This window comes from Hymenobacter rubidus, from assembly GCF_016734815.1.
In the GTDB taxonomy this organism is placed as follows: Bacteria; Bacteroidota; Bacteroidia; order Cytophagales; family Hymenobacteraceae; genus Hymenobacter; species Hymenobacter rubidus.
Genome location: NZ_JAERQF010000027.1, coordinates 52,637 through 79,484, shown reverse-complemented (window position 1 = coordinate 79,484; position 26,848 = coordinate 52,637). Strand labels below are relative to the sequence as shown.

Here is a 26,848-nt window from a genome sequence, read left to right as displayed (position 1 = left end):
AGGACCTTATCACGTCAGAACAATGCCTATTCTGACGTGATAAGGTCCTTCGCTGCGCTCAGGATGACAGACGTGTAAGCAAATCAGACTTTCTAAACAGCTTCATAAGTAGCTAGTAAGTAGCGTGGACGCTGCGAGCTTGCAGCTTGCGCAAAAACTTGCCCTGTGTCGAATGCTCGCTTTGCTCACTCGCGGACTCGCAGCGTCCACGCTACAACTCACATTACCAGGCTTTCACCTTTTTTTGTCCGCGCATCTCCTCGAATTCCATCGACGGGTCTTTCGCCTTGGGCGCGTTCACGAAGTGGGTAAACTGCTTGCGCAGCTCCGGATTTTCCACCACTTCGCGCCACTCGCAGTGGTAAGAATTGATAAGCAGGGCCATTTCGGCCTCCAAATCGGCCGCGATGCCCAGGCTGTCGTTGATGACGACGTTTTTGAGGTAGGCCAGGCCGCCGTCCATTTTGTTGAGCCAGGTAGCGGTGCGGGCCAGCGGGTCAGCGGTTTTGATATAAAACATCAGGAACCGGTCGAGGTACTGGATGAGCGTGGCCTGGTCGAGGTCGGTGGCCAGCAGCTGCGCGTGCTGGGGCTTCGAGCCCCCGTTGCCGCACACGTAGAGGTTCCACCCTTTTTCGGTGGCAATGATGCCAAAATCTTTGGCCTGCGCCTCGGCACACTCGCGCACGCAGCCACTCACGCCGCTTTTCAGCTTGTGGGGCGAGCGAATGCCTTTGTAGCGGTTCTCAATTTCGATGGCAAACGACACGCTGTCGTGCAGGCCAAACCGGCACCAGGTACTGCCCACGCAGCTTTTCACGGTGCGCAACGACTTGCCGTAGGCGTGCCCACTCTCGAAGCCGGCGTTAATCAACTCCTCCCAGATATCGGGCAGGTCGCTGACGTGCGCGCCGAACATATCGATGCGCTGCCCGCCCGTAATCTTGGTGTAGAGCCCGTATTTCTGCGCCACCCGGCCAATCACCATCAGCTGCTCAGGGGTCACTTCTCCGCCCGCAATGCGCGGCACCACCGAGTAGCTGCCGCCTTTTTGAATGTTGGCCAGGTACCGGTCATTGGTATCCTGAATGACGGGTTGCTTCACAATCAGGTCGTTCCACAGGCCCGCCAGGATGCTGCCCAGGGCCGGCTTGCAGGTTTCGCAGCCGTCGCCCTTCCCAAAATGGTCAAGGGCGGCATCATAAGTCCGAATGTTATTGATTTTCAGCAGGTCGAACAGCTCTTGGCGCGAGTAGTCGAAGTGTTCGCATAGCACATTTTTGATGTAAGCGCCTTGGGCCGTGAGCGTGCCATTAATAAGGTCTTTCACCAAGGGCACGCAGCCACCGCAGCCGGTTCCGGCCTTGTTGCATTTCTTCATGCCATCCACGGATGTCACGTTCAGCTCCGTCACGGCGGTGCAGATGTCGCCTTTGGTCACGGCCTCGCAGGAGCACACCAGGGCCTCGTCGGGCAGGTTCATCACGCCCGCACCCTCGGCTCCTTCGCCGCCCCGCGCCCCCAGAATCAGGTCTTCGGGGTGCGGCGGCAGCACCAGTTTATTGGTCACGGTTTGTAGCAGCATGTTGTACGCCTCCGCGTCGCCAATGAGGACGCCCCCCAGCAGCTGCTTGCCGTCGGGGCTCAGGTTAATGCGTTTGTACACCCCGTTGTGGGCGTCTTCGAACACAATGGCCCGGCTGTGCGGCTCGGCAATAAACGGGTCGCCGAAGCTGGCCACATCTACCCCGATGAGTTTGAGCTTGCTGCTCATGTCGTAGCCCGTGAATGCACGCGCGCCCTGCGTCAGCTGGCTGGCCACCACCTCGGCCATGTCGTAGCCCGGCGCCACCAGCCCGTAAATCATCCCCCCGTGCAGCGCGCACTCGCCAATGGCAAAAATGTGCGGGTCGCTGGTGCGCATCTCATCATCCACCACAATGCCACCGCGCAGGCCCACTTCCAGGCCCGCCAGCTTGGCCAGCTCATCTCTGGGACGGATGCCGGCCGAAATCACCAGCATGTCCACTTCCAGAATGGAGCCGTCGCCGAAGTGCAGGGCATCAATTTTCCCCTCTCCCCCGATGCTGGCGGTGGCTTTGCTCAGGTGAATGTTCAGGCCCAGGGCTTCCAGCTTGCTTTGCAGCATGGCACTGCCGGCAGCGTCAATCTGCCGGGGCATCAGGCGCGGCGCAAACTCTACCACGTGCGTTTCCCGCACGCCCAGGTCGAGCAGCGCCTTGGCCGCTTCCAGCCCCAACAGGCCCCCACCCAGCACCGCGCCCACGCGGGCCGAGGCGGCACACGCCTTTATCTCTTCCAAATCTTCGATGGTGCGGTATACCATTACACCCGCTTTTTCTACCCCTGGAATGTCGGGCACAAAGGCCGACGAGCCGGTGGCCAGCACCAGGTAATCGTAGGGCTGCACCAAGCCGCTGTGGGCGTGCACAGTGCGCGTGGTCCGGTTAATTTCCTGCACGGCATCGCCCAGGTGCAGCGTAATGCCATTGTCGTGGTACCACTGGAGCGGCGCCATGAGCAAGTCATCGGCGGTTTTTCCATTGAAGTATTCGCTCAAATGCACCCGGTCGTAGGCCACGCGGGGCTCTTCGCCGAAAACAACCAGCTGAAAGGCGGCGGATTTTGCCAGGAGCTTCTCGCAAAACTTATAGCCAACCATGCCATTGCCGATGACAACGACGGTGGGGAGGTGCTGCGGTGCCATAGTAACCGGGGTTTATTACGAATGCTGAATAGGCAGGAGAAGTAGCGGGTGGGTGGGAATTTGTTGGCAAGTAGCGACACCGGCCAGAGAAGAGCATTTCGAAACACACCCTATAAGGAGAGGCGTATTTCGATAATAGATAAGCAAATCTAATGAAATGACCCTCTAATTCAATAGGTATTTTGAATATATATGATAATTTTTCATCAAATCACCTTCAAGGCGAAAGTGGCAACATAATATGTCATTGTCTATTTCATCTGCCGTAACTGATGAAGCAGAACAGGCCGCCTATTTGGTGAAATAAAAAAGGCGACCAACTACCGTTGGTCGCCCGAATGTGGCCGCAGGTGCCGCCCCGCCTCAAAACCTTGCAATAACCCGTAAATTCACCAAACGCTGCGACAGATAGCTTGGCACTGAATAGGTTACTCCGTTCACATCCTGCAAGTAGCTGTAGCCGGCCACGTTGTTGGCGGCAAATACGTTCAGGATTTCCAGGCCCAGCCATAAGCTGTCGAAGCTGTAGAAATGCGCCTTGGGCGCGTTGTTGTTTTTCAGGCCGACTACTTTGGAGAAGCCCAAGTCGACACGGTTATAGGCACGGGTCAGGTCGGAGGTGCCGCGCAGGTCGGGCAGGTTGGGGGGACTGAAAGGCAGGCCCGTTCCGAAAACGAAATTGACGTAGCCGCGCACCGAAGGATTGTTCGGCAGGTGGTCCTGAAAGAAAATGCCCACGTTCAGGCGTTGGTCCTGGGGCCGGCGGATGTAGCCCTTGGGCTCGCGGCCGATGATTTTTCCCGTGCCGTCCACCACGTTCGAGGAGTCGCCGTCTACGTTTTCCCGGGTGGTGAGCACGCCCAGGCTAAACCACGACTCGGCCCCTTTCACAAATTCGCCGCTGAGCCGGGCATCAAAGCCCGCAGCGTACGCGCGGGCATTATTCTTGGCAAAGTAGCGCAGGCGCACGTTGTCAATATCATACGGTACCACGTCGGTGAGGTATTTATAATAGGCCTCTGCCAGAAACTTGAAAGGCCGGCCGAATTGCTGGAAGCTGATTTCCTTGCCCACAATGAAATGGTAGGACTTCTGGGCCCGCAGGTCAACGTTGAGCACGCCGGTCTGCACCAGGGGCTGGCTGGGGTCGGTGCGCTCGCCGGCCTGGGTGCGCAGCTCGCGGTAGAACGGCGGCTGATAATACACGCCCACGGCCGCCTTAAACGAGCGGTTAGGGTGCGAGCGGCTGATTTGCGAGTACTGCACGCGCGGGCTGATGACGAGCTGCCCGTTGGTGGTCCAATAGTGGGCGCGGGCGCCGTAGGTGAGCGTGCGCAGGGTATCGATGGTCCAGGTGTCCTGCACAAAGCCCTGGCTGCGGGTGCTTTCCAGGTTCAGGTCGGATAGCAGCCGCGTGCGGCGGGCATCGGGCACAAAGTCGGCCGAGTCGGCAAAGCTGTATTCGTCGAGCTGGTCGCTGATTTTTTCGCGCCCGATTTTAGCGCCCCAGCGCACGGTGTGGTTGTCGGCGGGCAGCCAGCGGCCCCGCGTTTCGGCCGTAAAAATCCGGGCCGTGAGGTAGTTGCGCGAGTGCTTGAACTGCGAGCCGATGTTGCGCTGCCGAATGGGCTGGTTGTAATCGAGCGAGGTCGGGTCGCGGTTGATTTCGGCAAAAGTGTAGGCCGCCTCCACGTCGCGGTACTCAAACTCACGCGACACCAGGGCCGAGCCCAGCAGTTCCATCTGCAGGCGCGAGGAGAAATCGTGCTTCAGATTCAGGCCCGTTTGGTAGGTATCGAACTGCATCCGCTCGCGCCCGTCGTAGGCGATGAACACGCGGGTGAGCTGGTTGGTACCGGTCGAGAACGTGGCCTGGCCGGTTTCGGGCGAAAACCGATAGTCGTTGTGGGCCACCACGCCCAGCAGGCCCAGGGTGGTCCGCTGCAGGTCGTCCTTCTTGCCCAGCCCGATGTTCACAAACGCCTGCGCATCGTAGAAAGTCGGATTGTAGCCGCCCTGGGCCTGTTTCAGAGAGCGCAGCACATACTGCGCGTTCTTGTAGCGCACCCCGGCCAGGTAGCTCACCCGGCCGTTGGCGGAGCGGGCTTCGGCATGGGCGGCGCCTCCCACGAGGCTGGCCGTGAGCGAAGCCGCGAATTTTTCGGGGGTTTTGTAATCCACGCTCAGCACCGAAGCCAGCTTGTCGCCGTACTTGGGCTGCCAGCCGCCACTGCTGAATTCCACCTGTTTCACCAAATCGGGGTTGATGAAGCTCAGGCCTTCCTGCTGGGCCGAGGTCACCAGAAACGGCCGATAAATCTCGAAGCCGTTCACGTACACCAGGTTTTCGTCGTAGTTGCCGCCGCGCACATTGTAGGTGCTGCTCAGCTCATTATTGGACACGACGCCCGGCAGGGTTTTCAAAATGGCGTTGAAATCGCCAAACGGCGAGGGCAATTCCTTGGCCGCGCGTGGGTCGATGCGGGTAATGCTGACCTGCTCCCGGGTATCGGCCAGATTGGAGCGTCCGGTCACGTTCACGCCTTCCAGTGCCTTGGTATCGAGCCGCATCACCAGTCGCAACGATTTGCCGGCATCGGCCGGCAGCCGCAGCGACTGCCGCACCGTGAGGTAGCCCAACCGCCGCACCACCAGCACCACCGCCGGCCCGCTGGCCGGCACCCGCACTTGCAGCACAAACGAGCCGTCCGCTTTGGTGTTGGTCCCACCAGTTTGGCCCTCCACTCCCACCGAAGCCAGTTCGAGCGGCTGGCCGCTGGCATCGCGCAGCGTCCCCGTCAGGGTGACAACGGCCGGCGTAGGCTGCGCAGCCGGGGAAGCGGCCTGGGCCAGTACAGTAACCGGAGTGCCTTGCAATGCCCCGAATGCGAGGCCGCAAACCGGCAGCAGGGCCCGCCGCCGAAGTTTAGGAGAGAAAGGCACCAGCGGCAGTCGCAGCGTAAATAGTTGTATCACGAAAGCTAAAACGAGCAAGCTACTGGACTATTGCCGCCGGCTACCGGCCAGCGAATCCGTTTCCAGCGCGGCCAGGTGGGCACGCAGAGCGGCCAGCGTGGCCACGGGCCCTTCCGGCGCGCTGAACACAAAGTTGCCGGCCACCAGCACGTCGGCCCCGGCTTCCACCAGCGGGCCAGCGTTGCCCATGTTCACGCCGCCATCCACTTCAATCAGGGCGTCGGAACCGGTATCGAGCAGCAGGTCCTTTAGCATGGCTACTTTTTTCAGGGTATTCGGAATGAAGGCCTGCCCGCCAAAACCCGGATTCACGGACATCACCAGCACCACATCCAGGTCGGCGGCAATGTCTTCGAGCAGCGAAACCGGGGTGGCCGGGTTCAGGGCCACGCCCGCGCGGCAGCCCAACTGCTTGATTTGTTGCACCACGCGGTGCAGGTGCGGGCAGGCTTCGTAGTGCACCGTGATGCTGCTGGCCCCCGCATCGCGAAACGCGGCCAGGTAATGCTGCGGCTCTTCAATCATCAAATGCACGTCGATGGGCTGCTTGGCGTAGCGGGCCACGGCTTGCAGCACGGGCAGCCCAAACGAAATGTTGGGCACGAAGCGGCCGTCCATCACATCAAAGTGCAGCCAGTCGGCGGCGCTGGTGGCCAGCCGCTCGGTTTCAGCTTGCAGGTTGGCCAAATCGGCGGCCAGAAACGACGGAGCCAGCAAGGGGGCGCGGCGGGTTACATTCATAAGGCGAAGATACTGCCGCCGCGCACTCCCAAAATGAAGCCCGGCCGGCAGTCCGGCTCTACTTTTGCAGCTCCTGAGCCCCGGTGGTCGGCCACCAATTCGCCGCCAATTGCTCATTCCTCATTGTTCATTCTTCATTTCCCCCGCGTGCCCCATCTCGTTCCCCTCCTCATTCGCGGCATCAACAACCTCTCCGATGCCCGCTACTGCGCCGGCATGGGTGCCGATAAACTGACCTTTGTGCTCGACCCTGCCCTGCCCGGTGCCCTCGATGTAAAGGCGATGAAAGAGCTGGCCGGCTGGGTGGCCGGGGTTGAACTACTAGGTGAGTTCGACCGGCTTAGTGCCCATGAGATAAACGCCATAGCTGCCGAATGCGCCCTCGATGGGGTGCTGCTTCGCTCCTTCCGTTCGGCCGATGAGCTGGCTGAAATTGCGCCGCCTGTGTACGTTGAAATCAACCCCGAATACGTAACGCCTCTTAACCCATCAACTGAACCGGTTCAGGGTTGGCACGGCACTATTGACTTGGAAGGGTCGCTTCCCGCTGGGGTCGCCGGTTGGGTCATTGAGCTGCCCACAGCTATTTCGGCCGAAACCAGCACCGTGCTGAAGGCAATCGGCCAGGTTCGTCCGCTGTGGCTTGGGCCGGGCCTGAGCCCTACCCTCGCCCTGGAGTTGGTCCAGCAGCTTCCCCTGGCCGGCCTGTCCTTGCCAGCCGGTGATGAAGTAAAGCCCGGCCTGCGGGATTTCGACCAACTCGAAGCCGTATTCGAAGCACTGGAAACGGAATGAGTCCGGCCCTCCTTTTCAGTTAGGTCAGCCGGAACTGCACGTACTTAATGGGCACGCCAACCGCCCGGTATTTGCCTTCGAAGTTCGTTTGAATGGCCTGGGCCTCCATGAATTCGGGCGCGGTTTCGGCGTACAAGTTGCGGGTAAAGCGCTCCACCACGGCACCGGGCCGGGCCCCCAGCGTTTCCAGCGTGTAATCGAACAAGCCTTCGTTGTCGGTTTTGAGGTGCAGCAGGCCGCCGGGAATTAACAATTGTTCGTACAGCGCCAGGAAGCGCGGCGAGGTGAGGCGGCGCTTGATATCGCGGTCGCGCGGCCGGGGGTCGGGAAACGTAATCCATATTTCCGACAGTTCGTGGGTCCCAAACTGCGCGGCCAACGCTTCGGCCCGCATTCGCACAAACCCTACGTTGGTGAGGCCCAGTTCGGCGGCGCGGGTGCTGCCCCGCCAAATGCGTTCGCCCTTGATATCGAGGCCCAAAAAGTTGCGTTCGGGGTGACGCTGGGCCAGGCCTACCGTGTATTCGCCCTTGCCGCAGCCCACTTCCAGGGTCAGCGGATAGGGTGCTTGAAAGAAATCGGTAGCCCACCGGCCGCCAAGCTGCTCGTATTCGGGCTTCCCTGGCTCGATGATGTCGGGACGGGTGGCGTTATCATTGAAACGCTGGAGTTTAACGCGAGGCAAAAGCAAAAAAATGAGGAATGAAGAATGAGGAATGAAGAATTAGCGTACTGACTTATAGCCAGCCTTGCTGTCTTCATTCCCGGTCAGGTAGAGCTCGTCAACTTCGGCTACTACAAAGGTGCTGCCCCCGACAAACACCACGTCGTCGGGATTAGCGGCTGCGCGAGCGGCGGCTACCGCCTCCGCTACCGAGCCATAAGGCCGGCCGTTCAGGCCAAGGTTCGTAGCTTGTTGGGCCAGGTCTTCGGCCGGTAATGCCCGCGGAATGTGGGCGGCGCAAAAGTAATAAATACCCTCCGACGGCAACAGGGCCAGCATACCGGCCACGTCCTTGTCGTTAACGGTCCCAATCACCAGATGTAAACGCTGGTGCGGCACCCGGCGCAGTTGGGCCATCACTGCCCCCAGGCCGACGGCGTTGTGGCCGGTGTCGCAAACCACCAAGGGGCGCCGGCCAATGATGCTCCACCGCCCCAGCAGGCCCGTTAGCTGGCTTACCTGGCGCAGGCCGGTGCGCACAGCCGCTTCCGTGATGCGGAAGCCTAGCGCACGCAACTCATCGAGGGTGGCGAGGACGCCGGGCAGGTTCTGCTGCTGGTAGTCGCCGGGCAGGCCCAGCTCGGCATTGGGCAGGTAGGGCCGCCCGTGCTGCGTGATGGCCACAGGGCGCAGGCCGGTTTCCAGGTCCGGCTCGGCGGTGAAAGTAGCCTGATAAATCTGGTCGGCAATCAGTAAGTGGGCAAGCTTGGTGGCCGCTTCGCGTTCGAACACACCCAGTACTTCGGGCTGCGACTGGCTCACCACCACCGGCACGCCGGGCTTGATGATGCCGGCTTTTTCCCCGGCAATTTCGGGCAGCGTGTTGCCCAGCAGGGCCTGATGGTCGTAGCTGATATTGGTAATCAGCGAAACCAGCGGGGTGATGATGTTAGTGGAATCGAACCGGCCGCCCAAGCCCACTTCCACGATGGCCACATCCACGCGCTGCTCGGCGAAGTAAGAAAAGGCCAGCGCCACACACATCTCGAAAAACGAAGGCTGAATTTTCTCAAACAAGGTCTTCCAGTGGGCCACCCATTCCACCAGATATTCCCGGCCCAGTTCCTGGCCGTTCACCCGAATGCGCTCGGTGAACTCGCGCAGGTGCGGCGAAGTATAAAGCCCCACCTTGTAGCCTGCCGCCTGCAGCGTGGCCGCCAGCAGGTGCGAGCTGCTGCCCTTGCCATTGGTGCCAGCCACGTGCACGCTCCGAAACTTTCGCTCCGGGTGCTGCATGGCTTCGGCCAGGGCCAGGGTGTTGCCCAGCCCCTTCTTGAAGCCGGCCGCGCCTACCCGCTGAAACATGGGCAGCTGCTCGTAGAGATAAGTCAGGGTTTCGGCGTAATTCACGGCGGTAGGGCGAAAACTCGGTGGGAAGGCACAAATTAACGGCTCACAATTTTCAAATGCTGGCGCTACGCATCTTAAAAAGACAATCCCCCACCGTCTACTACGAGACAGTGGGGGATTATTCATTTAGACATCCAAATCAGTTAGCAGCGAAGTTAAATGTATAAAAACCTGTCGCGCCGCCTGGTGTATTGGTAGTGGGACGAAATGTTGCCCGTTCTAATGCTTTCCGACACAAGTTATCTTGCTCCTGCGACATATTGCCTGACACTTTAGTAACGCCAATTACGGTACCATTATCATCTATCTTGATTTTATATCGCATTTTGCCAGCGAAATTGATGTTATCGACAGCTACAACTGTTGGCTTATTTTCAAAAGCCCAACCCGCCATTTCCAGCCCGCCGCTGCCAGGGCTGGCGCCGCTACCGCCGCGGCCGGCCGCGCCGTACAACGCCTTGGCATCGAGCGAGCCGTTGGGGTCGCCCTGGTCGCCGGTGGTGCCAGGGTGGTCGCCGTTGTTGTTGCCCGTGGGGGTATTGCTGGTGCCGTTCACGCCGTTTCCGCCGCCGGTGGCGCTGCCTTTAGGCGAAAAGGCCACGGCTACTTGCCGCTTGGGCTTGGGCGCAACTTTCACTTCCTCTTTGGCAACGGGCGCCGGCTTTTCCACGGGTGCTTCCGAAACCGGGCTTTCCTCGGCCTCACTGGTCACGATTTTTTCCTGAGCGGGCGGCGTGGGGTCAGGTGGTGACGCCTCGGCCGTGGGGCGCGGCTGCGGGTCGGGGCTGGCCTTGGGTGGGCGGCTGTCTTCCCGGTTTTGGGAATTATTGGCCGGTGCCATGCTCTGAATATCACCGGAGCCGGCGGGGTCCAACCCGTAGTTCAGCTCCACGCCGTCGCCGCCACCCAGCGCGGCCAGCGGTGGGTTGGGCCCCTTGAACACCATGAAAATAAACAGCAGCAGCAGTACCCCGTGGATGACCAAGGTGCCAATCAGGGCCTCGCGGCGGTGCGGTTCGGGATAGTCAATTGCCATAACGCTTCGCTTAATGAGGAAAGAAGAATAATTACTGAATACATCATTCTTTATTCTTCTTTCCTCATTCTTAATTACTTACCAGCGGCCTGCTGGGCCTGGGTGGCCATCACCATTTTCAGCTTAAGCCGGTTCCCAATCTCCAGAATGTCAACCAGCTTCTGAACGTTCAACGAAGCATCAACCCGCAGCACCACGGTGGGCTGCTCCGTAGTGGGTGTTGAGGGGCCTACCAGCGCCACCAGTTCCGGCTCTACCGCGTCGGGGCTCACCGGTTTTTTATTGACGAAGTACTGGCCAGCGGCATCCACCGAAATAGTGATGGGCTGCTTCATCACCTGTTTGCTGGATTTAGCATTTGGCAGCAACAGCTTAATAACGTTGGGGTTAACCAGCGTGGAGGCAATCAGAAAGAACAACATCAGGAAGAACATGATGTCGTTCATCGCCCCGGTTTCCACGTGCGACGTGAGGCGATGGCGGCGGGAAAGATTCATTCTTTTTTAATGAAGAATGAAGAATGAGGAATGAGGAATGACGGTGTTGGCGCGAACCAATTCCTTATTCCTCACTCCTCATTCTTCATTAAATTAATTATCCTGAAGGATGTCCATGAACTCGATGGCGGAGTTTTCCATGCGGAACACCATGCGCTCCACGAGGATGCTCAGCCAGTGGTAGCCAACGTGGGCGATGATGCCAACAATGAGGCCGGTGGCCGAAGTTACCAGCTTCACATACAGGCCGTCGGCTACCTGGGGAATGCCAAACTCCTTGGTGGCGGCAATGGAATAGAAAATCTTGATTACCCCGATAATCGTGCCGACGAAACCAATCATGGGCGCGATACCGGCAATGATGCCCAGAATGCTGATGTTCTTTTCGAGCCGGGCAATTTCAATTTTCCCTACGTTTTCGACGCTCGTTTCAATTTCTTTCAGCGGCAATCCAATGCGGCGCAGGCCTTTTTCAACCATCCGGGCCAGCGGCGAGGCAGTTTGGGCACACAGCAGCTTGGCACCGGCCAAATCGCCTTTCACCATGAGCGAGCGAATGCCGGCCATGAAAGCGTCCGGGTTGCCAGCGGCTTTGCGGATGGTGAAATAGCGCTCAAGAATGATGTAAACCGAAAGAATAGACAGGGCAACCAGCGGCACCATTATCCAGCCCCCGCGCATCAGCAGGTCGATGATGGGAACACTGGTATCGGCTACGGGCGCGCCAGCTGTGGCAACATTAGCAGTGTCGACGGCGGCTACCGGAGCTTGCAAAAGGAAAACGGACATGCGGGCAGTTAAAATTTCAAGGTAATGTAATCGCAATGCGTGCTGACGCGCAGCCGCTGGGCCTCGCGCTGGGCAGAAGCCAGGTCTGGATAATCAGCGGCGGTGAGGCGGAACAGGCGGCTGCCGTAGAATGGCAGGATGATGCGGGCCGGATGGCCGGTACGGGCCAGCACTTTGCGGCCTTTCTCCGCATTGGCCAGGCTGGTGTAGGCCCCGGCAATAACGTAGAAACGGCCCGTGCGGGTTTTAATTGTAGTGGCGTTTACCGCTGCTGCCACCGGTGCTTTAGCCGGCGGTGCAACAGTTGAAACCTTGGGCGCGGTTTTCACGGGAGCCACACTGGCAACCGGAGCAGCCAAAACGACTGGAGTGGTAACGGCTTTTTCAGGTGTAGCAACCGCAGCATTGCCGCTGGCCGTGGAGTCGAATGAGGCGGTGGAATTTACCTGCACTTCGACCTTAGCTAAACCGGCAGAAGTAGTTTCCTCTAAAGGAGTTATGCCTTCAGAAACGATTGGGCTACCGGAGAAGTCGTGCTGGCCCAGCGTGGCCTGTTGGGGCTCGGCAACTACCGCCGTCGGCGCGGCGCGGTGGGCGGCCCAATCGGCTTTGGGCAACTGAATTTGCCAGTTGGGTGGCAGGTACCCTACCCGTTGCGCCACCTGGTAGTTCACCAGCAGCAACAAGCCGGCGGCCACGGCAATGATGCCACCGGGCAGCAAGCGCGCCCAACGCGTGCGGCGCGTGGCGGCTCCTCGCAGCGCGGGCTGCGGGCGTTTCGGTCGGGTTTCGTTGGTCCGCACCGGCCGGGCGGCCAGTTCCGGCAGGCCAAAGGCGGACGCCAGCAAGTTATCGGTCCCCGTGTATTCGAAGGCCAGGCCCCGACCAGCGGCCCGGCGGAAAATACCGATGCCGGGCAGCTCGGTGCGGTTGGTTTCGTCGAGTTCCTGTTGCAAACTGGCCACGGCGGTGCGGACGGCTTCGCGGGCCTGCGCAATGGGCAAGTTGAGGTGCTGGCTCAGAGCATCGACCAGCAGGCCGTCGTTGCGGGTCAGGGCCTGATTGAAGGCAACCAGTTTTGTGGGCGGGCTCAGAGCCTGCCGGCCGGGCTGGGCACGGGCCGGCGACACATCGGCCACAAGGCCCCCAAAGTCCGGAATAATCACGCAGTCGTGGTCACGGAGCAAGGGGCGAATGTGGTCGGCAAGGTGCATCTAGTGGGAGTTTTAGGGGTTAAGTGCTGAATGTTGAGTTAAAAGGTAAGTGGCTAATTTGGCCGTCGTTACAACCAAATACATTCAACACTCACCGTTTAACATTCAAAACTTAGAAGGTGTAAGTAGCCCCGCCCAACACGTTAATGCCCTTCACCGGATAGCCGTAGAAGCGCTGGTATTGTTGGTTGGCGAGGTTGTTACCCATTGCAAAGATGGATATTTTTGGTGTAATGCGGTAATCGGCGCGCAGGTTTAGGTCGACAATGGGGTCGGTGGCGCGGTAGAAATCGGGCTGCCGAATGGCTCCCGCCACAACAGGTGCCCGGTAGCTTATGCCGTAGCTGGCTGAGTAAAAATACCCTTCCACGCCCACCATCAGCTTGTCAAAAACATTGTAGGTACCGAATACCGAGCCCTGAAACTCGGGGCGATGAAACGGCTGCGGCAGGTTTTTGAGGGCGTACTTGTTGTAGTCGAGCCGGGTGCCGAGGCGGAATTTCTCGGCCGCGTTGTAGAGCAGCTCGCCGTGGATGTTCAGCACGCCGGTGGCATTCTGGTCATACACCAGGTCGAACTTCGTGGGGTCAATGGCGTTGTTGAGGTAGAAGTACAGGTTGCGGTCGCGGGCGTAGGTTGCTTTCACGTTGAACTCCAGCCCACGGGCCGGCGTGGAGGTGAAGCCGGCATACACCGTGGGGCCGCGGTGGGTATCGGCCACGTTCAGGCCGCGGTTCAGCCAGGGGTTTTCGGTGCTCAGGTCGTAGCGGGTCACGCGCTGCAAGGCCCCGCCCAGACCAGCATAGACCATAAATTTCTCCGGCTCAATGGTGTAGCCGAGTCGTACGGCCGGGTACACCACACCCTTGCTCACATTGGTCGTTGTATCCGATGAGTACCCGAGCGTGGCGCCCAGCGAGAAAGCAATGTTCTTATTGACAAACTCATAGGCCGGCGTGGCCTGCACAAAGGTGCGGGTGCGCGTCAATACCCCCGGATTGGGCGCCGGAGCCGGAAAGTTGCCCGGCGTGATGTCCTTGTCACTGATGAAGGAGGCATCGGCGGCGAGGGTAATGCGGCTGGATTCGCCCATGGCATAGCCTACTTTGGCATTGAGGCGCACGTCGTTTTCGCTGGCGGTAAAGTTGTCGGCCCAGTAGCGGTAGCCAATGCCCGCATCGTACTGCAACTGCTGTTCGGGGTCGCGGTTGTGAGCATAGGCTTTCACAGCCAAGCGGTTGAACACCTGCTTGATGTCGCTGGCTTCGGGCGTGGCCACGGTACTGCCGTTGGCCGCTTTTTCGTAGCCGTAGAAATTGTAGCGCTCCCGGCCCAAGTCCAGGTTGGCACCAAAAGCTGCCGTGCCGCGGTAGAGTTCACCCATCAGGTGCGCGCTGGTTTGCGCTACGCTGGAGTTTTTGCCATCCACGGGCCCGTTCAGGGAGTTGACGTGTTTGATGTCGAGGCCATAAGCGTGGTCGGTGTTGCGGGTGCTGTGGAAGTAACCCCGGCCATAAAAGGTGCCGTAGTTGCCGATGGCGGCCTTCATAAAATTGCCGGTTAGCGGGGCCGGCTCTTCGGCCCGGATGGTGAGCACCTTCACGGAGGGGGCGAGCCGGTCGGCGGGCAGGCGGAAGTCGGGGAAGGTGTAGGCCACCTTGCGCTCCGTTTTGGGCGGGGCCGGCAGCTTAATTTTCTCGAAGTTGCGCGTAGCCTCGGGCAGTTGGTTCACCCGCTCTTTCACAATTTCGATTTCGGCCTCCTCGATGTTGCCCGTTCGCTTGCCGCCTTTGGTGGTTTGGGCAAAAGCAGCGGGCGCCGTCGCGGCCAGCACCGCGACCAGGGCCAAGCGGGTGCCGCAAGGACGCAGCAAGGGAAGTTGTTGTAGGGACAAGCGCTTCATCAGCAAGTGGTGGTTCAATGTAAGTATGCGCCGGATTAGCGCTGGGTGGCCGTATCGGCGGGGGCAGTGGTGGTGCCGCGCAGGTTGGTGCGGGGCACGGCGGCTTTGCCCTTGGCGGGCGGCGTAGTAGCAGGTTTACCGGCAGGAGCCGCCGGTGCTTTGGCCGGGGCCTTGGCGGGCGGTGCGGTTTTGACCGGTGCTTTAGGGGTTTTGGTCGGCGCAGGCTCGGCGGTTTCGTCGGGCTGGTCGGCGCCCAGGGTTTTGATGCGTTGCTTGGCGGCCTCCAGCACTTCGGCCACGGGGAAATTATTGTCGATAAGCGAGTTCAGCGTACCGCGTGCCTGGAAGTTGTCGCCCTGCGCGGCATATACTTCCGCCACCAGCAGGAAAGCCCGACCCTGCCACAACTGGTAGCTGCTGAAGTCGGCATTCACTTTTAGCGCCGCGGCAATGGCTTCGTCGTATTTTTTCTGTTTGAAGAGGGTTTCGGCCAGGTAATACTGTGCTTCGGCGCCGTTCACGTCGTTCGGAGCGGCGGTGGCTGCCGTGGCCAGTTCCGTGGCCGCTTGCTCCAGATTGCCGGCGCGGTAGCTGGATTTGCCCAGGTACAGCAAGGCCGAGTTGGTGGCGTTGGCGGTGGCACCGGCCTGGGCGCGCAACTCCTCGGCTACGCGGCGCGTGCCGGGGTAGTCGCCGGTTTCGTAGAGGCTGCGCATCTGGCCCAGGGTGGCGTTGGCCACTTCGCGGCGGTTGGTGCTGGCCCCGCGCAACCGCTCGTAGAGCTTGGCGGCTTCGGCGTAGTTCTTGTTCTCGAACTCAAGGTCGGCCAGCCGGCCCACGGCGCGGTTCAGGAACTCGCTTTTGCCCTCGGCCACCACGGCCCGCAGACGGGTCAGGCCCTGCTGCTTGTCGCCGGTTTTCACGTACGAGTCGGCCAAGAAGAATCGCGCATCGGCGCCCAAGGCCGATTCCGGGTATTGCTTCAAGTAGGACTCCAGGCGCAGAATGGCCGCCGGGTATTTTTCAGCCAGATACAACGATTTGGCAGCTTCGAACTCCACGCTTTCGGTGGCTTTGCTGTCGGGGTTTTGGGCCTTAAAGGCGGCCAGGGCGGTATCAAACTCCTCGGTGCGCCCCAGCGCCGTCAGGCTTTCCTGCAAGCTGTAGAGGGCCTGCGAGGCGGCCTCGCTGCGCGGATAGTCGGTCAGCACTCTCTGGAAATCGGCCACGGCTTTGTCCTGCTGTTGCAGGTTGGCATAGGCCACGCCGCGCTTTTGCAGGGCCTGTGGGATGAGGGCACTGTTGGGGCGGTTGTCAATCAGGCGGGAGAAACCCGTGACGGCGGGCTGGTATTCGCCTGCCTCAAACGACAGCTGCGCCTGCTGAAACACCGCGTCTTCGGCGTAGCGCGAGTTCGGGCTGGTTTTTAGCAAGGCGGCCAGCGTACTGTTGGCTTCCTCGCGGCGGCCCATCAGGCCCAGCGTGCGGCCCTTTTGGTAATAGGCGTAGTCCTTATCAGCGGCATTGGCCGTGATGACTTTATCGTAGAGCGTGAGGGCCTGGGCGTAGCTTTTGGCCACGTAGTAGGTATCGGCCAGGCGCAGGGTGGCATCGTAGTAGTTGGGGTCCGAAGGCTTGGCGTCGGTATCGTTCAGAAACGCCTGGAACTGGGGCCGGGCGCGGTCGTACTGCTTGGTGTTGTAATAGGCATAACCCAGGCCATAGCGCGCTTTCTGCTCAAAGTCAGCCTCTTCCGGGCTCACCCCACCCTGCCGGGCCGAGCGGGCCGCCGCCACATACGCCGTAATGGCGTCCGGGTATTGCTGCCCCACGCTGTAAATCTCGCCGCGCAACACTTGGGCGGCGGCACGCAGGCCATCGTCGGCGGGGTACTTCAGCGACTTATCCAGCAAGGGCAGCGCCTCGCCGTAGTTGCCGTTGTTGTAGAGCGTGGCAGCCTGGGCGTAGGCCACGCGCTGGTAGGTGGCGTCCAGCTTGGCGCTGCGGTCTTCCAGGCCTTCGAGGTAAGTAAGCGCCTGGTTGTAGTCGGTGGACGACAGGAAGCTGGTGCTCAGCAAATCATCCACAGTGGCCTGGTTTTTCGAGCGCGGAAACTTCTTACGAAAATCCCGCAATACGTTGATTACCTCCGGCAAATTTCCCTGCTCGTACTGCACCTGTCCCAGCTTGAGGGTGGCATTTTCGGCAATGGCTTTGTCGAAGGTACTCTGGCGGGCGGCTTCGAAAGCCGTGACGGCCTGGGGCTTCTGGTTGCTTTGCAGATAGCTCAGGCCCAAGTGGTAAGCGGCATTCTGGCCCAGCGAATCGCGACGCACAGCTACGTTTTTCAGACTGGCGATGGCGCCTTTGAAGTCGCCCATCTTGTAGTTGGCAAAGCCAATCTTGTATTGCAGCGCCGGCTCAATCTTGCCTTTGTGCACGGCGGCGTACTTATCAAAATTATCGGCGGCTTCCTTGTATTGGCCTTTCTGATAATAGGCATCGCCGAGCAAAAGCTGGATTTCGTCCGCGTTCTGGGGCGGCGGCGTGTTTTGCAGGGCCTTGTTGGCGTAGCCAATCAAGCCGTCGTAGTTGCCCTCCTTGTAGTAAATCTGGGTAATCACGGCGGGCACCACCGGCTTGTAAGCGTCGTTTTGCTCGGCCACGCTCAGGTCGGCGCGGGCAGCGGCGTAGTCGCCGGCGCGGTAGCCCAGGTAGCCGGCGTAGTAGGCACTGGCGTACTTGTACTGGCTCTGCACCTGCTTGTTCCGGTCGAAGAGCAGGCGGGCTTTCTCGTAGTCCTTCTGTTCGAAATAGCTGTAGCCGAGCTTGAAATCGGATTCGGCCCGCTGGTCGTTGCTGAGGTTGTCGGGTGCTACTTTGGTGAAGTAGCGAATTGCGCCAGGGTAGTCCTTTTGGTCGAAATAGAACTTGCCCAGCTCGAAATAGGCCGAAGCGGCACGTGGGTGCGCCGGGTGCTGCGCGGCAAAATCCAGAATCAGGCCCTCGGCATCGGGGTGCGAGAGGTAGAGGCCACTCACCGCGTAGTAGTACTCGGCATCGGCGGTGCGGTCGCCGGCCACGGTGCCCGCCTGGCTGGTGTGCACCGGCTCAATGGCCAGGTACGCCCGAAATGCCTCCTGGGCCGCGCCGTACTGGGCGCGGTCAAACAACTCCAACCCTTCCTGAAAGTGCCGCTCATCGGAGGCGAAAACCTGGGTTTGCTGGGCCTGGGCTGCCATGGGCGCCGCGGCACTCAGGGCGGCGGCCAGCGCCAGCCGGGGAAATAGCTTCATGTAAATACCTGTCGTGGAGGGGCCGCACCGGGCCCGGGAACTCGCCAAAAGTAGCGATAAATGCCCGTAGGTTGCCCAGGTAACGCGGAAATGCGGGTTTACATTGTCGGAATGACAAAGGCCGGAGCCTCAAAAACGACAATAATCCTCGCTGCCTGTTAGCTCGGCCCAGCGCGCCGACAGAAACTTGGCGTAAGCTAAAGACGTCAGGCCGTATGCTCCCAGCGCGTAGCCTTCATTTACTTCTACTACCACCGTTTGGCCCTTAGCTGTACGGCCAATATCTAACGCAAAAGCGGCCGGCGCCTCGGGCAAATAGGCCGCCAGTGCCAGTTCCACCACGGCCGGGTCGAAGTGGGCACGCCAGTCGCCCCTGTAAGGCCGCACATCTAAAATCTGGCCATAGCGCACAAAACAGCGCCATTCGGCCACCAGCTCAATTGGCTCAGCGCACCAGATTGGGGTATCCTCATATTGGTCGCCGCATCCAATAAGGTCACCAATACGGCGAACCAGCACACCCGTAAATTTCTTTGTATCAAGTATGGGCTTCACGAATACTGGCCAGCTTTCGGGGTTAGCGGCTACCGTATTGATGGTGCTTTGCCACAGCCGGCGCCCCAGAAACGGCAGCAGCGCCGCTGGGTAACCCAATTCGGCTGGGATGTCAAAGCCCAAGGACCGCAAACTGGCACGCACTGCCGCAATGTGGCCTACCACCACTTCGTCGGGCAAATGGTCGCGCACGGGGTCGGCATCGGTGTAGGGCACAATTTCCCAGCCCATCTGCTGGAAACCATCCATGGCCAAATAGTTATTGACGCTTTGTGGCAGGCCGTGGGCTTAGTGAATGTGGGTTCGCATAAACAGAAGGCAGGTTTTCTATAAAACACAAAGAGTCCCGTCAGCGTGTGCCAACGGGACTCTTTGTGTACGCATTGATGTCGATTGACTATTGGGGAGGCGTGATGCCCGGCACGTTCAAATTACCGGCTTTGTAGCGCTTGTATAAGTAGGCCGCACCAGCAGCCAGCAAAGCGCCTTTGACTAATTTGCCCGAGGTTGAGCCCGCGGCACGGGTGCCATCATCATTGGTTCGGCCGCCGAAAAGTCCGGAAAGCAGGCCCCCGAGGGTGCCACTTGGAGTATCGCTCATGAGTGAAATCAGGTTTAGAGTGAATGTCGACTTTCTACGCTAAGTCGGGCCCCGTTGTTACTCCAGCACGCCGGCCGGCACGTTGTGCAGAATCAGCCACACCAGTTCCCGCAGAATCTCGGCGTCGTCCATCGAGCCGCTTTCGATGCCTTTGCTCTGCGCATCGGCCCGCCGGATGTTGTGAATCAGGCCCACTACCCGCTCGGGTGGGTACACGCGCAGGGCCTGCTGGTACTCTTTTTGGGCGAAGCTGTTCATGATGCCCAAGCTCTTGAACACGCCATCCGACGGGTTCGCGCCGGCCTGATGCAGCACCAGCAGCTTGGTGAAAAAGTTGAACAGCAGCGTTAGGTTCGGGATGAGCGGGTTGGCCTTGGGGTTGGCGGCAAAGTAGGCCAGAATGCGGTTGGCCTTGAGCACATCGCGCTGCACCAGCGCCTTTTGCAGCTCAAAAATGTTGTAGTCCTTGCTGATGCCCACCAGCCGCTGCACCAATTCCTCATCGATGGGCTGGCCGGGTTTGAGGTTCAGCACCAGCTTGTCGACTTCATTCGCTAGCCGTCCCAGGTCGGCCCCGATGTATTCGGCCAGCATGGCCGTGGCCTGCACCGTAATTTGCTGGCCGCGCGCCCGCACGTTGGCCGTGAGCCACTGCGGCACCTGGTTGTCATAAAGCTTCTTGCTGGTCATCAGCACGGCCGGCGAGTCTTTGCCGCTGAGCAGCTTGCCCAGCTTCTTGCGGCTGTCCAGGGTCTTGTGCTTATAGCAGAATACCAGCACAGTGCTGGGCAGCGGGTTTTTCAGGTAGGCCTCCAGAAAAGGCCAGCTCCGCTCCTGCTCCAAATCGGCCACCGTCTGGGCCTCTTTCACGATGACGACCGAACGCTCCGCCATCATCGGAAACCGCTTGGCCTGGCCCAGAATGGCCGTCACGTCCACGTCTTTGCCATACACCACCACTTGGTTGAAGCTGCGCTCGTGCTCGGCCAGCACGGTTTTTTCAATCAAATCCGCCACCACATCGATGTAGTATGGCTCCTCGCCCTGCAAAAAATACACGGGCTGAAACTGCCGCTGCTGGAGCTGCTTAAGTATCGCGTCGGCTTCGAGTATCAATGAAGAATGAGGAATGAGGAATGAGGAATTGCCTGGCGCAGGACCGACGAAAGCCCAAAATTACGCCGTAGCTACCTTTGTAAAATCGAAACCGCTCGGTTCGGCACCGCTGGTGTTCATTCTTCATTCCTCATTCTTCATTCCTCATTGGATTTAATATCTGAACTCACCTGGCGCGGCATGTTTCACGACGCCATGCCCGGGACCGCCGAACACCTCGCCACCAACGCGCCCATCACCGGCTACATCGGCTTCGACCCCACGGCCGCCTCGCTGCACATCGGCAACCTGGCCACCATCATGTTGCTGGTGCACTTGCAGCGCGCTGGCCACCGCCCCGTGGCTCTCGTGGGCGGCGCCACCGGCATGATTGGCGACCCCAGCGGCAAATCCGCCGAGCGCAACCTGCTCGACGAAGCCACCCTGCGCCACAACCAGGCTGGTATTCAGACCCAGTTGGAAAAATTCCTGGACTTCTCGGAAGGCCCCACCGGCGCGCTGGTGGTGAATAACTACGACTGGTTCAAGGAAATCGGCTTTCTGGGCTTCCTGCGTGAAGTAGGCAAGCACCTCACCGTGAACTACATGATGGCCAAGGACTCGGTCCAAAAGAGGATTGGCATCAATAAAACTGTTGACCGAATTAACGCTGGCATTGAACGCATCAAATCAGAATTTCTTGATGATGCAGCACGCTTGATTAGTGAAGGAAAAACTGATGAAGGCTTGAAGCTACTGAATATAGCAAGAGGCTATTTAGATGGCCTTCAAAAATTATCTGAACCAGGGTTTGAACAGATGCGTGAGGAAACAGCTGCTTTCTTTCAAAAAACTATTTTTGGCAGTCCGGAAGACGCTGGCATCAGCTACACCGAATTCAGCTACCAGCTGCTGCAGGGCTACGATTTTGTGCACCTCAACAAAACCCTCGGCTGCACCCTGCAAATGGGCGCCAGCGACCAGTGGGGCAACATCACGACCGGCACCGAGCTCATCCGCCGCCTCGCCAACGCCGAAGACCGCGAAGCCAAAGCCTACGCCCTCACCGGCCAGCTCATCACCAAAGCCGACGGCACCAAGTACGGCAAGTCCGAAACCGGCACCGTTTGGCTTGACCCGGCCCTGACATCGCCCTATCAGTTCTACCAGTTCTTCCTGAACTCGGCCGATGCCGACGCCCCGCGCCTCATCCGCGTGTTCACACTGCTGAGCGAGCCCGAAATCCTGGCCATCGAAGCCGAGCACGCCGCCGCCCCGCACCTGCGCATCCTCCAGAAAGCCCTGGCCGCGGACGTCACCACCCGCGTACATTCCGCCGCAGCCACCGAAGCCGCCATTGCCGCCTCGCAAGTCCTCTTCGGCGGTGGCGACCTCGCCTCGCTCGACGAAGCGACCCTGCTCGACGTTTTTGCCGGCGTGCCGCACCTACGCGTGCTCCGCGCCGAAATGCTGCTCGAACTCAACGCGGCCACTTTCCTCAGCGACTTCACCCTGCACAAAATATTTCCCTCCAAAGGCGAAGCCCGCAAGATGATTCAAGCCGGCGGCGTGAGCATCAACCGGCAGAAAGTGACCTCACCCGATGATTCCGTGGCTGCGCTCGAACACCTCGCTGGCAAGTACCTGGTGGTGCAGAAAGGCAGGAGAAATTTCTTCCTAGTAGAATTAGTATCATAGGCCGGCCCGGCGGCCCGCCCCATAAAAAAGGCCCCGCCAGTTGGCGGGGCCTTTTTGCTGTGCACAACGTTCGTGAGCCCGATGGAATCAGGGCGCACCCGTTGTGGGACCGAATTACTTCTTCTTAGCAGGAGCAGCTTTCTTGGCGGCAGCCGGAGCGGCGGCTTTCTTGGCCGGAGCGGCTTTCTTAGCAGCAGGAGCAGCCGTGGCAGCACCGGCATTTTTGGTGTTCTGCACTTCGGTGCGGAACGCTTGGGCCATCGTTTTCAGCTCCTGCATGCCTTTGCGCACGCGCGTGCCGGCAGCAGCATTGTTCTTGTCGTAGAATTTCGAAAAGTCCTCTTCGAGCGACATTACGAGGTCCTTCAATTTACCGAAGTTGTTCATTGGGAATTGGGTTTGGGGTGAAAAATGAATTTGCGGTGGTGTTAAGCCGGCTCTAATATACAGGGATTTCAAATGCAAGCAAGTTTTTCACTTTTTTTTAAAAACCCGCTCCCCGGCTTTTAGAGGCCGATTTTCAACAAAAAAAGGCCGTTTGCGCACATTGCGCAAACGGCCTTCCCATCGGAATAATCCAAAAACGAAAAGCGCGGGCCGCTTCATGTAGCAGCCCGCGCCTTAGGTGGCCCTATCGGTTTAAACAGCTTGCGGAATAGCCGTGGCACGGCTGTATAGGCCCTTTTTGAGCTTATCCGCCACGGCCTCGAACGCCGCAATCGTTTCCCGAACATCGTCGAGCGAGTGCGCGGCCGTCGGAATGATGCGCAGCATAATCACGCCCTTGGGCACCACCGGATACACAACAATGGAGCAGAAAACCCCGTGATTCTCACGCAAATCCAGCGTAATCTGGGTTGCATCGGGGATTTCGCCTTCCAGCAGCACCGGCGTCACGGGCGAGGTGGTGGTCCCAATGTTGAAGCCCTTTTCGCGCAGGCCGCTTTGCAGAGCATGCACTATCGTCCAGAGGTTGTCTTTCAGCTCGGGCTGGGTGCGGAGCAGTTCCAACCGCTTCAACGCGCCCACTACTAAGGGCATTGGCAGCGATTTGGCGAAAATCTGGCTGCGCATGTTGTAACGCAAATAGTCAATTACGCTTTCCGGGCCCGACACAAAGGCTCCGATGCTGGCCATGCTCTTGGCGAAGGTTGAAAAATAAAGGTCGATGCCGTCCTGCACGCCCTGTTCTTCGCCCGTTCCGGCCCCGGTAGCGCCCATCGTGCCAAAACCATGGGCATCGTCGACGAACAGACGGAAGTCGAATTTTTCCTTCAGCGCCACCACGCCGCGCAGGTCGCCCTGGTTGCCCGACATGCCGAATACGCCTTCCGTAATCACCAGAATGCCGCCGCCGTTTTCGTCGGTCAGGCGCTTGGCGGCCGTGAGCTGCTTCTCGAGGCTGGCCATGTCGTTGTGGCGGTACACGAAGCGCTTGCCGGCGTGCAGGCGCACCCCATCAATGATGCAGGCGTGCGACTCGGCGTCGTACACAATGACGTCGTGGCGGTTCACCAGGGAGTCGATGATGGACACCACGCCCTGGTAGCCGAAGTTGAGCAGGCAAGTCGCCGGCTTCTGGACAAACTCGGACAACTCGTTTTCCAGTTGCTCGTGCAGGTTGGAGTTTCCGCTCATCATGCGGGCGCCCATGGGCAGGGCCATGCCGTATTCGGCGGCAGCTTCGGCATCCACGCAGCGCACTTCGGGGTGGTTGGCCAGGCCCAGGTAGTTGTTCAGGCTCCAGGTGAGCACTTCCTTACCCCGAAAAATCATGCGGGGCTTGATTTCGCCTTCCAGCTTGGGAAAGGTGAAGTAGCCGTGCGCATAGTGCGAGTGCGAACCCAGCGGTCCGAGGTTGGCCGAAACCCGGTCAAAAATATCCACTGAAAAAACGTAAATGAGGTGAAAAAAAGCGGGGAAACAGCCGTGACGTGAATTGCTGGGGCAACTCCAAACGGGCCTTCTCACAAAGGTAACCCCCGCGTCGCGGATGTACATAATTTGGGCTTAACAACCAGCTGGCCCCGTTGCGGGTTGCCGGCGGGTTGCGGTTTCGCAGTTTCTTTGTGAAAGTTTTCCCGCTTTTACCAGTTAGGACCAAAAGAGAACGTCATGCTGAGCGCAGCCGAAGCATCTCGCGTGTGGCAGTAATCCATAGCTACCGCAACGATGGATTGAGCTATGCACGCGAGATGCTTCGGCGGCGCTCAGCATGACCTTTCGTTATCCGCCCCCACTCCCACCCACATGAAAAAAATATCCAAGCTGCTTGTTGCCAATCGGGGCGAAATTGCCCTCCGCGTCCTGCGCTCCGCCAAGGAAATGGGCATTGCCACTGTGGCCATCTACTCCGAGGCCGACCGCAACGCCTTGCACGTACGCTACGCCGACGAGGCCGTGTGCGTGGGCCCGCCCGCCTCGAAAGACAGCTACCTGCGCGGCGATAAAATCATCGCCGTCTGCCAGGAACTGGGCGTCGATGCGATTCACCCCGGCTACGGCTTTCTTTCGGAAAATGCTGGTTTTGCGCGCATGGTGCGCGAAGCGGGCCTGATTTTCGTGGGGCCTAGCCCCGAGGCCATGGAGATGATGGGCGACAAACTCTCGGCCAAGCAGGCGGTGAAAGCCTACAACATTCCGCTGGTGCCCGGCACCGACGAAGCCATTTCCGACGTGCCGGCCGCCAAGCGCATTGCCGAAGAAGTGGGCTTTCCCATTCTCATCAAGGCTTCGGCCGGTGGCGGCGGCAAAGGCATGCGCATCGTGAACGGAGCCGACGAGTTTGAGGAGCAAATGCAGCTGGCCATTAATGAAGCCGTGTCGGCCTTTGGCGATGGCGCGGTGTTTATTGAGAAGTTCGTGACCGGGCCGCGCCACATCGAAATCCAGGTGTTGGGCGACGAGCATGGCCACATCGTGCATTTGTTCGAGCGCGAGTGCAGCATCCAGCGCCGCCACCAGAAGGTGATTGAGGAAGCGCCCTCCTCCGTGCTCACGCCCGAGCTGCGCGCCGAAATGGGCCGCTGCGCCGTGGACGTGGCCCGCGCCTGCAACTACGCAGGCGCCGGCACCGTGGAGTTCCTGCTCGACGACAAGCGCAATTTCTACTTCCTAGAGATGAACACCCGCCTCCAGGTGGAGCACCCCGTGACGGAGCAAATCACGGGGCTCGACTTGGTGAAGGAGCAAATAAAAGTGGCCCAGGGCGAGCCCCTCGCCTTCTCGCAGGAAGACCTCAGCATCACCGGCCACGCCCTGGAGCTGCGCGTGTATGCCGAAGACCCGCAAAACAATTTCCTGCCCGACATCGGAACCCTAACCACTTACGTGCGCCCGCAAGGCCCCGGCGTGCGCGTCGATGACGGCTTCGAGCAGGGCATGGACATCCCGATTTACTACGACCCGATGATTGCTAAGCTGGTCACCTTCGGGGCCGACCGCGCCGAGGCCATTGCCCGCATGCTGCGCGCCATTGAAGAGTATCAAATCACGGGCATCGAAACCACACTGCCTTTCGGAGCCTACGTGCTGCAGCATCCCGCCTTCGTGAGCGGCGATTTTGACACGAACTTCATCAAAAACCACTTCTCCCCCGCCGACCTGGCCCCCACCGCTCCAGACGAAGCCACGGCCAAAGTAGCCGTCGCGCTGGCCGCCCTGCTCCTCCGTGAGAAGAAACCCAAAGCGGCGGCGGCAACTGGCGAAACTGCGGGCGCGGAGGTTTCGGGCTGGCGGCGGAATCGGTTGGGGGTACGGTAGTTCAGGCAACCAATGAATTACTTCCTGCTTAGTCCGCAAGATAGCCGGGATGTTGCCGTTGCCTGTGCTCCAGTCAGTGCCCCTCCCTATTTTACTTTGATGGAGGAAATGGCTAATTGCCTGAAGCCTCCTTTTGACCTGATGTTAAAGCAGGTTTCTTTCAGCAAAACCGGCAGCGTTAAATCAGACGACCTAAGCAACTTGAAACGCCTGTGGTCTGATTATCAGCCCAACTCCTTTGCTTGGCCTTTAATGTCACAAAAGTTGCGTGACATTATTGATTACTATGCTTCGGGTGAGGAGCAGTATGAATGGCTTCCTATTAATATCCATGCCAGAAAGGGCGATTCACGCACCTACTTTGTGCTCAGATTTAACAAGTCGCATGACGTTCTGGATTTAGAGCACTCGGTTTTTCATCGGTTTCCTGACAAACCTGCCAACCTTGTCAAACCAGTTTTTTCTCAGCAAAAAATAGGCAGGCTATGCATTTTTGCTTGTTCTGAAGTGCTTTGGCAACTTCCCACCGGAATCTATGTCAACTACGAAGTTCGAGATGCTGCCAAATGCGAAGGACTAGAAGGCCTTCATTTTGAAAAAGTCCGGGTGCTTTAAACATCGTCCTGCTTTATCCGCGGGTCAAACGCAAAATCCTCCCAACCCACAATCCTCGCCTGCGCGAAATCCGGGTGGCGGGTATTGAGCACGTAATTATATTCGTGAGCGATGATGGAGGACGGTACGCGCAGGATGGCCGCCGTTTGACGTTGGTACCAGGCAGCACCTAGCGGCTGGCAGCGGGCGTAATGGCGCGGCAGCTGCCACTCGGGCGGCATTGGGGCGAGGGTCAACTCTTCGATGGCCAGGGTGTCGGGCACGTCGATGCGGATGACTTTGAAGAGGCTGTTGAAACCTTCGCCGCTGCGGTGCACCACATTTTCGAGGCAGGCCAAGGAGCGGCTGCCGGCGGCGTAAATGACCAGCTGGCCGCGCAGGTTCCAGCGGCCGGGGTTGCCGGAGGCGACGAGCTCGCTGGCGTATTTGGCTAGGCAGATGCGGTAGATTTCCACTGCGCTTTAGTTGTCAGT

20 protein-coding genes and 1 pseudogene are annotated in these 26,848 nt (G+C 59.3%); 4 read left to right on the top strand and 17 right to left on the bottom strand.

What is annotated here, in order from left to right; all coding sequences use genetic code 11:
* Positions 1-223: 223 nt before the first annotated feature.
* The 3 genes from nirB to rpe form a co-directional block, all read right to left on the bottom strand.
* Positions 224-2,728 carry a nitrite reductase large subunit NirB gene (gene nirB, locus JKL48_RS16855; protein WP_201984961.1) on the bottom strand — a complete coding sequence of 835 codons (2,505 nt, stop codon included), beginning with the start codon at positions 2,726-2,728 and terminating at the stop codon, positions 224-226.
* A 363-nt stretch (positions 2,729-3,091) separates the two neighbouring features.
* Positions 3,092-5,704: a TonB-dependent receptor gene (locus JKL48_RS16850; RefSeq protein ID WP_317191959.1), complete on the bottom strand. Its 2,613-nt coding sequence runs from the start codon at positions 5,702-5,704 to the stop codon at positions 3,092-3,094.
* Positions 5,705-5,731: 27 nt separating this feature from the next.
* Complete coding sequence (rpe, locus tag JKL48_RS16845) at positions 5,732-6,445, bottom strand: ribulose-phosphate 3-epimerase (protein WP_201984947.1); 714 nt, start codon at positions 6,443-6,445, stop codon at positions 5,732-5,734.
* Between the two features lie 147 nt (positions 6,446-6,592).
* Here rpe and JKL48_RS16840 point away from each other — a divergent pair, with 147 nt between their 5' ends.
* Complete coding sequence (locus JKL48_RS16840; RefSeq protein WP_201984946.1) at positions 6,593-7,240, top strand: hypothetical protein; 648 nt, start codon at positions 6,593-6,595, stop codon at positions 7,238-7,240.
* A gap of 19 nt (positions 7,241-7,259) precedes the next feature.
* On the opposite strand, the gene trmB is transcribed toward JKL48_RS16840, so the two are convergent.
* The 11 genes from trmB to holA form a co-directional block, all read right to left on the bottom strand.
* Positions 7,260-7,925, bottom strand: coding sequence for a tRNA (guanosine(46)-N7)-methyltransferase TrmB (gene trmB / locus JKL48_RS16835; protein ID WP_201984945.1), 666 nt, complete (start codon positions 7,923-7,925; stop codon positions 7,260-7,262).
* Positions 7,926-7,964: 39 nt separating this feature from the next.
* Positions 7,965-9,314 (bottom strand): bifunctional folylpolyglutamate synthase/dihydrofolate synthase, encoded by a 1,350-nt coding sequence (locus tag JKL48_RS16830; protein ID WP_201984938.1) that lies wholly within the window; start codon positions 9,312-9,314, stop codon positions 7,965-7,967.
* 139 nt (positions 9,315-9,453) lie between these two features.
* Entirely contained in the window at positions 9,454-10,350 is an 897-nt protein-coding gene (locus JKL48_RS16825) for a hypothetical protein (protein ID WP_201984935.1), read from the bottom strand.
* A gap of 74 nt (positions 10,351-10,424) precedes the next feature.
* Entirely contained in the window at positions 10,425-10,847 is a 423-nt protein-coding gene (locus tag JKL48_RS16820; protein ID WP_201984932.1) for an ExbD/TolR family protein, read from the bottom strand.
* A gap of 93 nt (positions 10,848-10,940) precedes the next feature.
* Entirely contained in the window at positions 10,941-11,636 is a 696-nt protein-coding gene (locus JKL48_RS16815) for a MotA/TolQ/ExbB proton channel family protein (RefSeq protein WP_236668864.1), read from the bottom strand.
* Positions 11,637-11,644: 8 nt separating this feature from the next.
* A complete protein-coding gene (locus JKL48_RS16810) occupies positions 11,645-12,850 on the bottom strand; it encodes an HU domain-containing protein (protein WP_201984929.1) in 1,206 nt (401 codons plus the stop codon).
* Positions 12,851-12,962: 112 nt separating this feature from the next.
* Entirely contained in the window at positions 12,963-14,723 is a 1,761-nt protein-coding gene (locus JKL48_RS16805) for a TonB-dependent receptor (protein ID WP_201984926.1), read from the bottom strand.
* Between the two features lie 65 nt (positions 14,724-14,788).
* A complete protein-coding gene (locus JKL48_RS16800) occupies positions 14,789-18,049 on the bottom strand; it encodes a tetratricopeptide repeat protein (protein ID WP_201984925.1) in 3,261 nt (1,086 codons plus the stop codon).
* A 129-nt stretch (positions 18,050-18,178) separates the two neighbouring features.
* Positions 18,179-18,853: an ATP-grasp domain-containing protein gene (locus tag JKL48_RS16795; RefSeq protein ID WP_201984922.1), complete on the bottom strand. Its 675-nt coding sequence runs from the start codon at positions 18,851-18,853 to the stop codon at positions 18,179-18,181.
* Positions 18,854-19,001: 148 nt separating this feature from the next.
* Positions 19,002-19,205, bottom strand: a complete 204-nt coding sequence (locus JKL48_RS16790; RefSeq protein WP_201984912.1) for a hypothetical protein — start codon at positions 19,203-19,205, stop codon at positions 19,002-19,004.
* Positions 19,206-19,262: 57 nt separating this feature from the next.
* Complete coding sequence (holA, locus tag JKL48_RS16785; RefSeq protein ID WP_201984909.1) at positions 19,263-20,321, bottom strand: DNA polymerase III subunit delta; 1,059 nt, start codon at positions 20,319-20,321, stop codon at positions 19,263-19,265.
* A gap of 147 nt (positions 20,322-20,468) precedes the next feature.
* Here holA and tyrS point away from each other — a divergent pair, with 147 nt between their 5' ends.
* Entirely contained in the window at positions 20,469-21,998 is a 1,530-nt protein-coding gene (tyrS, locus tag JKL48_RS16780; RefSeq protein ID WP_236668863.1) for a tyrosine--tRNA ligase, read from the top strand.
* A 216-nt stretch (positions 21,999-22,214) separates the two neighbouring features.
* Here the strand turns inward: tyrS and JKL48_RS23610 are convergent.
* Positions 22,215-22,385 (bottom strand): annotated as a pseudogene (locus JKL48_RS23610) (histone H1); the annotation flags it as partial.
* Between the two features lie 252 nt (positions 22,386-22,637).
* Positions 22,638-23,885: an aminotransferase class I/II-fold pyridoxal phosphate-dependent enzyme gene (locus JKL48_RS16770; protein ID WP_201984900.1), complete on the bottom strand. Its 1,248-nt coding sequence runs from the start codon at positions 23,883-23,885 to the stop codon at positions 22,638-22,640.
* A 363-nt stretch (positions 23,886-24,248) separates the two neighbouring features.
* Here JKL48_RS16770 and accC point away from each other — a divergent pair, with 363 nt between their 5' ends.
* Complete coding sequence (gene accC, locus JKL48_RS16765) at positions 24,249-25,760, top strand: acetyl-CoA carboxylase biotin carboxylase subunit (protein ID WP_201984898.1); 1,512 nt, start codon at positions 24,249-24,251, stop codon at positions 25,758-25,760.
* Positions 25,761-25,772: 12 nt separating this feature from the next.
* The gene (locus JKL48_RS16760; protein ID WP_201984893.1) at positions 25,773-26,375 is read left to right on the top strand and encodes an imm11 family protein; all 603 of its coding nucleotides are present in this window, start codon (positions 25,773-25,775) and stop codon (positions 26,373-26,375) included.
* Here JKL48_RS16760 and JKL48_RS16755 read toward each other — a convergent pair.
* Positions 26,372-26,830, bottom strand: a complete 459-nt coding sequence (locus JKL48_RS16755; protein WP_201984891.1) for an RES family NAD+ phosphorylase — start codon at positions 26,828-26,830, stop codon at positions 26,372-26,374. The two genes, JKL48_RS16760 and JKL48_RS16755, sit on opposite strands and share 4 nt — an antisense overlap.
* Positions 26,831-26,848: the final 18 nt, after the last annotated feature.